The sequence below is a fragment of the Streptomyces sp. NBC_00440 genome, assembly GCF_036014215.1.
Classification (GTDB): Bacteria; Actinomycetota; Actinomycetes; order Streptomycetales; family Streptomycetaceae; genus Streptomyces.
The window spans coordinates 5,946,460-5,958,794 of sequence record NZ_CP107921.1 but is presented as its reverse complement, the minus strand read 5'-3'; the positions used below and the strand labels follow the sequence as shown (position 1 = coordinate 5,958,794).

10 protein-coding genes are annotated in these 12,335 nt (G+C 71.1%); 1 reads left to right on the top strand and 9 read right to left on the bottom strand.

What is annotated here, in order from left to right:
• Window positions 1–36 precede the first annotated feature (36 nt).
• The 5 genes from OHB13_RS26825 to OHB13_RS26805 all read right to left on the bottom strand — a co-directional run bounded on the left by OHB13_RS26825 (window position 37) and on the right by OHB13_RS26805 (window position 7,021).
• Window positions 37–3,135 (bottom strand): helix-turn-helix transcriptional regulator, encoded by a 3,099-nt coding sequence (locus OHB13_RS26825; protein WP_328380396.1) that lies wholly within the window; start codon window positions 3,133–3,135, stop codon window positions 37–39.
• Window positions 3,136–3,251: 116 nt separating this feature from the next.
• A complete protein-coding gene (locus tag OHB13_RS26820; RefSeq protein ID WP_266852746.1) occupies window positions 3,252–3,425 on the bottom strand; it encodes a hypothetical protein in 174 nt (57 codons plus the stop codon).
• Between the two features lie 209 nt (window positions 3,426–3,634).
• On the bottom strand, window positions 3,635–4,246 hold the full coding sequence (locus OHB13_RS26815; RefSeq protein WP_266852748.1) for a hypothetical protein: 612 nt from the start codon (window positions 4,244–4,246) through the stop codon (window positions 3,635–3,637).
• 35 nt (window positions 4,247–4,281) lie between these two features.
• Window positions 4,282–4,836 carry a GNAT family N-acetyltransferase gene (locus OHB13_RS26810; RefSeq protein WP_266852750.1) on the bottom strand — a complete coding sequence of 185 codons (555 nt, stop codon included), beginning with the start codon at window positions 4,834–4,836 and terminating at the stop codon, window positions 4,282–4,284.
• On the bottom strand, window positions 4,814–7,021 hold the full coding sequence (locus OHB13_RS26805; protein WP_328378762.1) for an MMPL family transporter: 2,208 nt from the start codon (window positions 7,019–7,021) through the stop codon (window positions 4,814–4,816). The genes OHB13_RS26810 and OHB13_RS26805 overlap by 23 nt, the downstream gene beginning before the upstream one ends.
• A gap of 163 nt (window positions 7,022–7,184) precedes the next feature.
• On the opposite strand from OHB13_RS26805, the gene OHB13_RS26800 reads away from it, so the two are divergent.
• The gene (locus OHB13_RS26800; RefSeq protein WP_266852754.1) at window positions 7,185–7,571 is read left to right on the top strand and encodes an RNA-binding S4 domain-containing protein; all 387 of its coding nucleotides are present in this window, start codon (window positions 7,185–7,187) and stop codon (window positions 7,569–7,571) included.
• 72 nt (window positions 7,572–7,643) lie between these two features.
• Here the strand turns inward: OHB13_RS26800 and OHB13_RS26795 are convergent, their stop codons facing one another.
• The 4 genes from OHB13_RS26795 to gatA all read right to left on the bottom strand — a co-directional run bounded on the left by OHB13_RS26795 (window position 7,644) and on the right by gatA (window position 12,334).
• Window positions 7,644–8,900, bottom strand: a complete 1,257-nt coding sequence (locus OHB13_RS26795) for an SLC13 family permease (protein ID WP_328380395.1) — start codon at window positions 8,898–8,900, stop codon at window positions 7,644–7,646.
• A 161-nt stretch (window positions 8,901–9,061) separates the two neighbouring features.
• A complete protein-coding gene (gatB, locus tag OHB13_RS26790) occupies window positions 9,062–10,570 on the bottom strand; it encodes an Asp-tRNA(Asn)/Glu-tRNA(Gln) amidotransferase subunit GatB (RefSeq protein ID WP_266852755.1) in 1,509 nt (502 codons plus the stop codon).
• A gap of 16 nt (window positions 10,571–10,586) precedes the next feature.
• Window positions 10,587–10,829: a hypothetical protein gene (locus OHB13_RS26785; protein ID WP_266852757.1), complete on the bottom strand. Its 243-nt coding sequence runs from the start codon at window positions 10,827–10,829 to the stop codon at window positions 10,587–10,589.
• Window positions 10,826–12,334, bottom strand: coding sequence for an Asp-tRNA(Asn)/Glu-tRNA(Gln) amidotransferase subunit GatA (gatA, locus tag OHB13_RS26780; RefSeq protein WP_328378761.1), 1,509 nt, complete (start codon window positions 12,332–12,334; stop codon window positions 10,826–10,828). Before gatA ends, OHB13_RS26785 begins: the two co-directional genes overlap by 4 nt.
• Window position 12,335: the final 1 nt, after the last annotated feature.

The following is a 12,335-nucleotide window of genomic DNA, read 5'->3' as shown; positions in this document are numbered from 1 at the left end:
ATCCGTACAGCTGCCTGCACCCCCCATCCGTACAGCTCAGAAGGCCCCCTGAGCGGCGGCCTCCGAAAGGACCTCCGCGGTGTCCGTGAAGAGGCGCAGCCGGTGGGTCAGGGCGGCCGCCTCGCCTCGTCCTGTGACGCCCAGCTTGGCCAGGATGTTGGAGACGTGCACGCTCGCCGTCTTGGGTGCGATGAACAGCGTCTCGGCTATCTGACGGTTGGTGCGGCCCGCTGCTACCAGGCGCAGGACGTCCTGCTCACGACTGGTGAGGCCGAAGTCGTCGACAGCGCTGCGCATGTCTGCCGGTGCCGGAGCACCTACGTGGTCCGCGGCTTCGGTGAGGGGGAGTCTGGCGCGCTGTGCGAGCAGCCTGATCTCCTCGGCCAGCGGGCGGGCGCCGAGCCGGTCGGCCGTCGCGAGGCTGCTGCGGAGCAGCTTCGCGGCACGTTCCCGGGCCGCGGGTTCGCGGTCGGAGCCGTGCGCGAGCAGGGCGGCGGCCCAGTGCAGGTGCACCTGCACCAGCTCGTAGGGGCGTTCCAGTGGCTCCAGGGCCCCGGCGGCCGCGCTCCAGTGCTCCGGCCGGTCCAGACCGTCGGCTCGGGCCAGCTCGGCGCTGACATGCAGGGCGTAGGCGCTCCAGAGCGGTACGGGCGTGGCGAGCCGCTTCGCCGTGGAGCAGATGAGTTCCAGGGATTCCGTGCGGCCCGGCTCGGCCGCCGGCAGGCCTCGGGTGTTGGCCTCGGCGGTGGCGGCGGCGAGAACCAGGGGCCAGCCGTAGCGCTGGGTGCCGGGAGGGAACCCCGCTTCCACCGCCCCGGCCAGTACCGCACGGGCCTCGTCCAGCTGCCCCTGGGCGGCCAGAATCCCGAGGCTGAGCCTGGCCAGCGGTATGGAGTGCTGGGGCATCGGGTCATGGGTGCCGAAGTGGGCGTTGGCCGAGGCGAGGTGCCGGGCTGCCTCGTCCTGCTCCCCGCGGAGCAGCGCCAGGTCCGCGAGCCGCAGGCAGACGTTGCCCCGGGGCTTGGCGCTCTGCGCGCACCGGAGCACCCACTGCGCGCACGCCGACGCCTCCTCCCAGCGGCCCAGGGCGAACAGCGAGTCGGTCATGTTGCCCCGGACCCAGGCCTCCTGGTCCCGCAGGCCGTACTTGCCCGCGAGGGCGATACCGGCGGTGCCCACGTCGACGGCCTCGGCGGAACGGCCGATGGACTCCAGGTTCGACATCAGATTGGTGTGCGCGCGGCAGCCTTCGGCGACCAGGCCGAGTTCGGTCGTCCGCTTGAGGGCGGCCCGCATGGTGGTCAGCCCGGTCTCGATGTCGCCGGAGTCGATCAGGAGGCCGCCGAGGGTGAGGCGGGCGCTCAGTTCGATCTCCTCCGCACCGACCAGCCGGGCGTAGTCCACGGCGCATTCGGCCGCGGTCAGGCTGTCGGGTCCCGGTTCGTGGAGCATCGCCCAGCTCGCCGCGGTGGTGAGCACCTGGGCATGGACGGCCGACGGGGGCAGCCCGCGTACCAGCTCCTGCGCAGTGGCGATCTCCCGCCAGCCGTTGCCCCGGGCGAGGCTCTGCTCCAGCTTGGCCCGCTCGGTCCAGAACCAGGCGGCGCGCAGTGCGTCGTCGGCGCCGCCGTCGATGATGCGCAGGGCCTTCTTGGAGATCTTCAGGGACCGTTCACGCTCACCGCAGCAGCGCGCGGCGACCACCGCTTCGGCGAGCAGGTCGAGATAGCGCAGCGCGGACGGCGCGGATGTCCCTGGTTCGTGTCCGCAGGCCGGGTAGGCATCGGCGGAGTCCATCGGCCGCAGCCCGTCCCGTACATCGGCCGGCGCACTGTCCCAGACCTCCATCGCCCGCTCCAGGAGCCGCAGTTGCTCGGAGTAGGCGTGGCGCCTGCGTGCCTCCGCCGAGGCCAGCAGCACAGCGGGCAGGGCCTTCGCCGCGTCGTGCGCGTAGTACCAGTAGCCGGCGAGCCGGGTGGTGCGCGCGTCGGCCCGTACGAGCGAGGGGTCGTTCTCCAGGGCCTCGGCGCAGCGGCGGTTGATACGGGAGCGTTCTCCCGGCAGCAGATCGTCGCTGACGGCCTCGCGTACCAGGGAGTGCCGGAAGCGGTAACCTCCGCCGTCCGGCGCGGCGATCAGGATGTTGGCCCCGACGGCGGCCCGCAGCGCCTCGATCAGATCGTCCTCGGACAGCCGTGTCACGGCGGCGAGCAGCGGATACTCGACGGTCGAGCCGCCCTCGGCCGCGAACCGGACAACCCGCTGGGCGTCGTCGGACAGGGCCTCGACCCGGACCAGCAGCAGATCGCGCAGTGAGTCGCTGATCCCGGAGACCGAGCAGTTGCCTCCGCTGCAGACGGCCAGCTCCTCGACGAAGAAGGCGTTGCCGTCGGAGCGGGCGAAGATCTCGTCGGCCAGCGAGGCCTCCGGCTCGGCGGCGAGGATGCCGGTCAGCTGGAGCCGCACCTCGGACCGGGTGAAACGGGCCAGCTCGATCCGGCGGACCGTACGCAGCCGGTCCAGTTCGGCCAGGAGCGGCCGCAGCGGGTGGCGCCGGTGGATGTCGTCGGCCCGGTAGGTGGCGACGACCACGAGGCGTCCGCTGTTCAGGGTCCGGAAGAGATAGGCGAGCAGATGGCGCGTGGACGCGTCGGCCCAGTGCAGGTCCTCCAGGACCAGCACCACCGTACGGTCGGCGGCGATCCGCTCAAGGAGCCGGGAGGTCAGCTCGAAGAGCCGGGCCGTGCCGTCCTCGTGGTGGGCCTGCCGGCTGGTGTCGCCCAATTCGGGCAGCAGCCTGGCCAGTTCACCCTCCTGGCCCTCCACAGCGGCGGCCATCTCGTCGGGAAGGTGGCGGCGCAGCGCGCGCAGGGCGGTGGAGAACGGGGCGTACGGAAGGCCGTCGGCGCCGATCTCGACACAGCCGCCGACCGTGACGACGGCCCCGGCGCGTTCGGCGCCCTCGATGAACTCCTCGACGAGCCGGGTCTTGCCGACACCGGCCTCCCCGCCGATGAGCAGCGCCTGCGGCTCCCCTCCGGTAGCGCGGGAGAGCGCGTCTCCGAGCACGGCCAACTCATCGGCTCGGCCGACGAATACGGGGCTGACTGAGGTGAACTCCACAGCGCCGAGCATCGCACAGCGGTCCGACAGTGCGGCACCCGATATACGGATGCCGCCTGCCGCGGTGCCGGTGTCCGGCTGCGCACCGTTCATCTGGGCATCAGGCAGCAGGACTCGTGGACGAATCATCACGCCGCGTGGACGAACCGGTCCCGGAGCGATCTCACCGTCCTCTGCGTATCGTGCCGGCCGGAACGGCGGGCTGCCCTGCGGGCCTCCCGTGCCTGTCCCGCCAGCCGCTCGGCCTCGGCCCGGCGGGTGAGTTCGGCGGCGTGGGCCTTCTGGAGCTCGTACTGAATCATGGTGTTCTCCCCTGTGGCGGAAGCCGGTTGTGCGGCGGAAGCCGGTTGTGGCTTCCTTCGATGCCTCGACTTTCGTCGCCCAGGGGGGTCCGCCACATCGGGCGAGTGCCGCATCCTCATGGCGGAGGGGGCCTTAGGCGCTGTACGTGAGTGCTTACGTACGGCCCAGGCCCCCTCGGGGATGCCTTACGGGGTTCTGCCCACCGGTCCTACTGGGTCGGGGCGGGCGCGGTGGCGGGAGCGGTCGGGAGCGCGGCGAACAGGTCGAAGTACATGCCGACGGCGACGATCAGGCCGATGACGGCGACACCGACAGCGCCCCAGGCGACGGCGCGGACCCAGACGGCCTGCGGGCGGATGGGCGAGCTGAAGAACGGGCGGGCCAGGACGAGGGCTCCGACGACCAGTGCCAGCAGCGCGAAGACGCCGTTGACGAGGGCGGTGGTGTGCCAGGAGTCGGCGTAGACCTCGTGGATCTGCTGCGAGGCGCTGGCGCTCTGCGAAAGCTTCAGCTGGCCGGTCAGGGTCTCGCGCTCGGAGAGCACCTTGCCCATCCAGCTGCCGGAGAGCCCGACGAAGCCCAGAGCGGCGGCGACGACGGCAGCCGCGCCAGCGCCGATCCCGGAGCCGGCGGCGGCGGGGCTGCCCGCCGCGAGCTCGGCCTCCGCGGCCTCTTCCTCGGCTGCTGCTTCCGCCGCGGCTTCGTCCACGTCGGTGTCGGTGTCCTCAGCGGTCGCCTCCGCCGCGGCCTCATCGGCCTCGGCGTCCTGCACCTTGGCGGCGGAGTCGTCGGTCGTGTCGGTCTTGGTGGTGGCGTTCATGCGGCGCACGCTAGGCGCCCTTTCTGAGAGCGGGCTTAATGCTCTCTGTGCGCCTTCCACTCAGGCGCCAGGACCGACCAGACCTCGGTGTCGTGCCGGGTTCCCCGATGGGGGTGGTTCTGCCGCAGTACGCCCTCGCGCACCATCCCGAGCCGTTTCGCGACGTTGATGCTCCCGGTGTTCCCGGGGTCGACATGCCACTCGACGCGGTGCATCCCGCGCTCGTGCACCGCCCAGTCGATCAGCACCCCGGCGGCGCGTGTGACCAGCCCCCGGCCCACCGCGGCCGGCTCCAGCCAGCAGCCGACTTCGCAGCAGCCGGTCGCGGCGTCGAACTGCGGGAACAGCACCCCGCCGACCAGCGTGCCGTCCAGCCGGATGCCGAAGAGCCGGCCGCCGTCGGCGGCCTGTTTGTCCGCGAACGACTGGAGGAACGCACGCGCCGAAGGGAGATCCCTGGCGGCGTCCGCCAGCCCGATGTACTGGCCGATGAATTCGCGCCCCCGGTCGATATGGGCCAGGTAGTCCGCGGCCTGCCACGGCTCCAGGAGTCCCAGCTCCGCGCCCTCACCGAGCGATATCGCGAACATGCTTCTCCTCCACCACCGGTGTGTGCTGCGGATGGATTTTCGCACGGTCACCGGTGTCACCGGCGCCGGGCGCCTCGATGCTGATGCGGGGCAGCCGCCGGTCCAGCCAGCCGGGCAGCCACCAGTTCGCCCGGCCGAGCAGGTGCATCAGTGCGGGGACCAGGAGCGTCCGCAGTACGAAGGCGTCGAGCGCCACGGCTGCGGCGAGGGCGATCCCGAACATCGCGATGACCCGGTCGCCGCTCAGCACGAAGGCGAGGAAGACGGAGATCATGATGACGGCCGCGGAGTTGATCACGCGGCTGGTCTCGGCGAGGCCGACCCGGACGGCCCGCCGGTTGTCGCCGGTCTCCCGCCACTCCTCGTACATCCGGCTGACCAGGAAGACCTGGTAGTCCATGGAGAGTCCGAAGAGCACCGAGACCATGATCACCGGCAGGAAGGGCTCGATCGGCCCCGCGCTGCCGAGTCCCAGCAGCTCACTCCCCCATCCCCACTGGAAGACCGCGACGACGACGCCGAAGGCGGACGCCACCGCTGCCACGTTCATCACGGCGGCCTTGAGCGGAATGCCGATCGAACGGAACGCCAGCAGCAGGAGCAGACAGCCGAGCGTGATGACCACGGCGACGAAGAGCGGGAGTTTGCCGATGATCACCTCCGCGAAGTCGTCGTAGCTCGCGGTGACACCGCCGACCTCGACGTCGAGCGAGGTCCGGCTCTCGGCCCGGGGCAGGACATCCGTACGCAGCCGGTCGACGAGGTCACTGGTCTTCTGCGACTGCGGGGCCGAGTCGGGGACGACCGTGATGAAGGCCGTGTCGCCGCTGCTGTTGTAGGTGACCTGGCTCACGGACGCGACGTCCTCGGTCGTACGCAGCCGGGCGGGCAGCTCGTCCAGCGCCACCCGGTCCCCCGCGCCGTCCAGCTTGGCGGCCAGCGTGAGCGGTCCGTTGGCCCCGGGCCCGAATCCCTTGCCGATGAGGTCGTACGCCTCCCGGGTGGTGGAGCCCGCCGGGCTGTTGCCCTGGTCGGACGTGCCCAGGTGGAGCCCCAGGGTCGGCAGCGCGAGGACCAGCATCACGGCCGCGGCGAGTGCGCCGAGCAGTCTGGGGTGCCGCTCCACGAAGGCCGACCAGCGGGCGGCGAAACCGGTGGGCGGATCGGGCTGCGGGCCGCGCTCGGCGAGCCGTGCGCGTTCCCGGCGGCTCAGCGCCCGCATCCCGATGAACGAGAGCAGCGAGGGCAGCAGGGTCACCGACGCGGCCACGGTCAGGACGACCGTGAGAGAGGCCGCGATGGCGACACCGTTGAGGAAGTCCAGCCGCAGGATGAGCATCCCGAGCAGGGCGATGCAGACGGTCGCTCCGGCGAAGACGACGGCGCGGCCCGTCGTGCTCACCGCGTGTGTCACCGCCTCGGCGACCGGCAGACCGCGGCGCAGCGCCTTGCGGTGTCTGGTCACGATGAACAGCGCGTAGTCGATACCGACACCGAGTCCGACCAGCATCCCGAGCATCGGCGCGAAGTCGGCGACGGTCATGGCGTGTCCGAGCAGCTCTATGCCGGCGTACGCGGTGCCGACGCTGACCAGGGCGGTGGCGATCGGCAGCAGGCTCGCGGCGAAGGCGCCGAAGGCGAGGAAGAGCACCAGCGCGGCGACGGCGACCCCGATGGCCTCGCTGAGATGCACGCCGGTGGTCTGGGTGAGCGCGACGGCGCTGCCGCCCAGCTCGACCTGGAGCCCGTCGGCCTCGGCGGCCTTCGCCGTGTCGACGACGGTCCGGGCCTGCTGCACGGTGATCTCGTCGGACTGCGCGTCGAAGGTGAACACGGCGTAGGCGGTGTGCCCGTCGGCGCTGGTCCGCGGCGTCCCGACGGAGGAGATCCCGGGGAGGTCGTCGATCTTGTTGAGGGTCTGCGTCATGCGCTGTTCGACCCCGGACGCGCGCACGCTGCCCTGCGCGGTGTGCCAGACGATGGTGTCGCTGTCGCCGCCCTGGCCGTGGAAGCCCTGGTCGAGCAGGGCGGTGGCCCGCCCGGACTCCGTGCCCGGCACTTCGTAGTCGTTGGAGTACGCGGACCCGGCGAAGCCCGCGGCGGCCGCGGTGCCGCCGAGGGCGAGGAGCCAGAGAAGAACAGTCAGAAGGCGGTGCCTGATGCACCATCGCGCGATGGCTGCCAACGGACTGCTCCCTCGGGATCGACCTGGGTGGTTCGTCGGCCTTTATCGGGAATAAACCGTAAAGAGCAGAGACCTTTAGCGCATTACTCTGACATCGAAACGTGATCCTTTGCCTGTTTCGTGGGGTTAGTCACAAGGGTGCGCGCCGCCGTAGGGTCGGGGTATGGCTGCTGAAGAGGGGACCGTACGGCTCGACACCTGGATCTGGTCGGTGCGGCTCACCAAGACACGCTCGCAGGCCGCTGCGGCCTGCCGCGCCGGTCATGCCCGTCTCAACGGTGAGCGCGTCAAGCCCGCCCACCCGGTGCAGGCGGGCGACGAGGTACGGCTGTTCCACGCGGGACGCGAGCGGATCGTCGAGGTGTCACGCCTGGTGCGCAAGCGGGTGGGTCCGCCGGTCGCGGCCGAGTGCTATGTGGACAACAGCCCGCCGCCCCCGCCCCGGGAGGCCGTTCTCGACATCCCGGTACGCGACCGGGGTACGGGACGGCCGACGAAGCGGGACCGGCGTGAACTGGAGCAATTGCGCGGGGACATCGGACTGCGCTGACCGGTCCGGGGGCGGGTGAACGGAGCGGGCAGCTCCGTGCGGAGCGGCAACCGCACGCCCGGATGGACCGGCTCACACTCCGATGACCAGCAGGGCTCCCCACAGTGCGACGGTCGACACGGCCAGCGTCGCCGGTACGGTCAGCAGGCCGAGCCGGGAGAAGGTGCCGAGCTCGGGCTCCTGTCCGTACTCGTTCATGATGCGGCGCCACAGCAGCGTGGCCAGTGAGCCGACGTACGTCAGGTTCGGGCCGAGGTTCACGCCGATCAGCGCGGCGAGTACCGGTCCGGGCCCGGCGGGGCCGACGACCGGCAGCAGCGCCAGGATCGCCGGCAGGTTGTTGATGGCGTTGGACAGGACGGCGGCGACCCCGGCCACCGCGAGCAGCGCGGGGAGTGTGGCGCCGCCGGGCAGCAAGTGCCCGATCCCGTCGCCCAGTCCGTTGTCGACGACCGCCCGCACGACGACCCCGAGCGCGAGCACGAACAGGCAGAAGAACGGGTTGGCGTCGCGCACCAGGCCGGTGACGGTGGTCCGTCCGAGGCGCAGTGCGCGGACCCCGAGCACGAGGACCCCGGCGAGGGCGGCCCAGACCGGTTCGGCGCCCGCGAAGGAGGTCACCACGAAGCCGGCGAGCGTCAGACCGACCACCACCAGGGTGAACACCGGCGTCTCTGGCCGCTCGGCCGCGTCCGGCGCGTGCGCGGGCGCAGCCAGCTCGGCCGCGAAGAACCGGCGGAAGACGGCGTACTCGACCGCCACCGCGGCCAGCCACGGCAGGGCCATCAGAGCGGCGAACCGGGTGAAGGTCAGACCGCTCGCGGAGAACGCCAGCAGATTGGTCAGATTGGAGACCGGCAGCAGCAGGGAGCCGGAGTTGGCGAGGTGCGCGCACGCGTAGACATGGGGCCGCGGCCTTGCGCCGACCCGCGCTGCTGTCGCGAAGACGACCGGGGTGAGCAGTACGACGGTGGCGTCCAGGCTGAGCACCGCGGTGACCACGGCAGCGACCACGAAGACACCGCCGAGCAACCGCACCGGCCGACCGCCGCACACCCGCGCGACCCGGTCGCCCAGGACGTCGAACAGCCCGTCGTCGGCGCACAGCTGGGAGAGCACGAGCACCGCGGCGAGGAAGGCCACCACGGGCAGCAGGGTGCGCGTCTGGTCCCATGCCTCGGACGGCGAGACCGCGCCCAGAGCCACCACAAGTGCCGCAGCGGGTACGGCGGCTGCCGCCTCGGGCCGGCCCTGCGGACGGGTCACGGCGAAGGCGAGTACGCCCAGGAGCAGCGCTACGGAGAGGATCTCGGCGGGGACGGTGTTCAGGGCGTGCTCCGTGGTGAAAGCGGGCCGGGGCCGCGCCCCGGACCTCCGGCTCCCCCGACGCCGGGGGGATGTGATCGCGGGCCGGGCCTGCGATCACATCCCCCCGGCATCCGTGGAGCAGGGTCCGGGGCGCGGCCCCGTGCGACCGTGCGTTGGGCGGGTCAGCCTTCGGCGCCGAGCTTCTCCAGGATCAGCTCGCGGACGCGCGCCGCGTCCGCCTGTCCCCGGGTGGCCTTCATGACCGCGCCGACGAGCGCACCGGCGGCGGCCACCTTGCCGCTGCGGATCTTGTCCGCGATCGCGGCGTTGCCCGCGATGGCTTCGTCCACGGCGGCGCCGAGCGCGCCGTCGTCGGAGACGACCTTGAGACCGCGCTTCTCGACGACCTCGTCCGGTCCGCCCTCACCGGCGAGCACGCCGTCGATGACCTGGCGGGCCAGCTTGTCGTTGAGGTCGCCCGCCGCGACGAGCTCCGCGACCCGTGCGACCTGCTCCGGCGTGATGGGCAGCGCGGCGAGGTCGCGGCCGGTCTCGTTGGCGTTGCGGGCGAGCTCACCCATCCACCACTTGCGGGCCTGGTCGGACGGTGCGCCCGCGTCGATCGTGGCCAGAATCGGGCCGAGCGCACCGGCGTTGAGGATCGACTGCATGTCGAACTCGGTGACGCCCCACTCCTCGCGCAGCCGGTTGCGGCGCACGCGCGGCAGCTCGGGCAGTGCGCCCCGCAGCTCCTCGACCCAGTCGCGCGCGGGCGCGACGGGGACCAGGTCGGGCTCCGGGAAGTACCGGTAGTCCTCGGCGTTGTCCTTGATGCGGCCGGCCGTGGTGGAGCCGTCCTCCTCGTGGAAGTGCCGGGTCTCCTGCACGATCGATCCGCCGGAACTGAGCACCGCGGCGTGCCGCTGGATCTCGTAACGCGCGGCGCGTTCGACCGAGCGCAGCGAGTTGACGTTCTTCGTCTCGGAGCGGGTGCCGAGCTTCTCGACACCGTGCAGGCGCAGCGACAGGTTGACGTCGCAGCGCATCTGGCCCATCTCCATCCGGGCCTCGGAGACGCCCAGCGCCTTGATCAGCTCGCGCAGCTCGGCGACGTACGCCTTGGCGACCTCGGGGGCACGCTCGCCCGCTCCCTCGATCGGCTTGGTGACGATCTCGATGAGCGGAATGCCCGCACGGTTGTAGTCGAGCAGCGAGTGCGACGCGCCGTGGATACGGCCGGTGGCGCCGCCGACGTGCAACGACTTGCCGGTGTCCTCCTCCATGTGGGCGCGCTCGATCTGCACCCGGAAGGTCTCGCCGTCCTCCAGCTGGACGTCCAGATAGCCGTCGAAGGCGATCGGCTCGTCGTACTGCGAGGTCTGGAAGTTCTTCGGCATGTCCGGATAGAAGTAGTTCTTCCGGGCGAAGCGGCACCACTCGGCGATCTCGCAGTTCAGCGCGAGACCGATCTTGATGGCCGACTCGACGCCGATCGCGTTGACGACGGGCAGCGAGCCGGGCAGACCCAGACAGGTGGGGCAGGTCTGCGAGTTGGGCTCGGCCCCCAGCTCGGTGGAGCAGCCGCAGAACATCTTGGTCCTGGTGCCGAGCTCGACATGGACCTCCAGGCCCATGACGGGGTCGTACGTCGCGAGAGCTTCCTCGTACGACGCGAGTTCAGTGACGGTCACGATGAGACTTTCCCTCTCAGCCCAGCAGGACGTCGTCGTCGCCCAGGCGCTTCAGCTCGCGTACGAGCAGAGCGATGCCGGTGGCGATGGCGGCTGCGGAGACGACGGCGTCGACCAGACGGAGCGTGTCGTTCTCGGTACGGGCCTTCTTGCCCTGCTTGATCACGCTCAGCGCACCGAAGGCGGTGGTTCCGATGGACAGGTACGTACCGGCCTTGGACTTCTTGAATCCCTTGGCCTTGCTCACAACAGCACTCACAATGACGGAGCCTCCTCAAGCAGCGGGTGTCCCCACCTTTCCACGAAGGCGGCCTCGACGGCAGCTCCGACCTTGTACAGCCGGTCGTCCTTCATGGCGGGGGCGATGATCTGCAGGCCGACCGGCAGTCCGTCTTCCGGGGCCAGGCCGCAGGGCAGCGACATGGCGGAATTTCCGGCCAGGTTGGTCGGAATGGTGCACAGGTCGGCGAGGTACATCGCCATCGGGTCGTCGGCGCGCTCACCGATCGGGAAGGCGGTGGTGGGCGTGGTCGGCGAAACGATCACGTCGACGCCGCTGCCCTCCTCGAATGCCTTCTCGAAGTCCCGCGTGATGAGGGTGCGGACCTTCTGGGCGCTGCCGTAGTACGCGTCGTAGTAGCCGGAGCTGAGCGCGTACGTACCGAGGATGATGCGGCGCTTGACCTCGTCGCCGAAACCGGCCTCGCGGGAGAGCGCGGTGACGTCCTCGGCGGACTTCGTGCCGTCGTCGCCGACCCGCAGGCCGTACCGCATGGCGTCGAAGCGGGCCAGGTTGGAGCTGCACTCCGAGGGGGCGATCAGGTAGTACGCGGAGAGCGCCAGGTCGAAGGAGGGGCAGTCCAGCTCCACGATCTCGGCGCCGAGTTCCCTGAGGAGCTCGACGGACTCGTCGAAGCGCTGGATGACCCCGGCCTGGTAGCCCTCGCCGCGGAACTGCTTGACGACTCCCACGCGCAGCCCGGCGACCGAGCCGTTGCGGGCGGCCTCGACGACCGGCGGGACCGGGGCGTCGATGGAGGTCGAGTCGAGCGGGTCGTGCCCGGCGATGGCCTCGTGCAGCAGGGCCGCGTCCAGGACCGTACGGGCGCAGGGGCCGCCCTGGTCGAGGGAGGACGAGAACGCCACCATGCCGTAGCGGGACACCCCGCCGTAGGTCGGCTTGACGCCGACGGTGCCGGTGACGGCAGCGGGCTGGCGGATGGAGCCGCCGGTGTCCGTACCGATGGCCAGCGGGGCCTCGTACGCCGCCAGCGCGGCGGACGAGCCGCCGCCGGAGCCGCCGGGGATCCGGGAGAGGTCCCAGGGGTTGCCGGTGGACCCGTAGGCGCTGTTCTCGGTCGAGGACCCCATGGCGAACTCGTCCATGTTGGTCTTGCCGAGGATGACGACGTCAGCGGCCTTGAGGCGCTTGGTGACGGTCGCGTCGTACGGCGGGAGCCAGCCTTCGAGGATCTTGGAGCCGACGGTGGTCGGGACGCCCTCGGTGGTGAAGATGTCCTTCAGCGCCAGGGGTACACCGGCCAGCGGTCCGAGCTTCTCGCCGTTCGCCCGCTTGGCGTCGACAGCGCGGGCCTGCGCGAGCGCGCCCTCACGGTCGACGTGCAGGAAGGCGTTGACCTTCTCGTCGACGGCCTCGATCCGGGCGAGGTGCGCCTCGGTGACCTCGACGGCCGTGAGCTCGCCGGAAGCGATCTTCCCGGCGATCTCGGCGGCGGTGAGCTTGATGATGTTGATGTCCGTCATG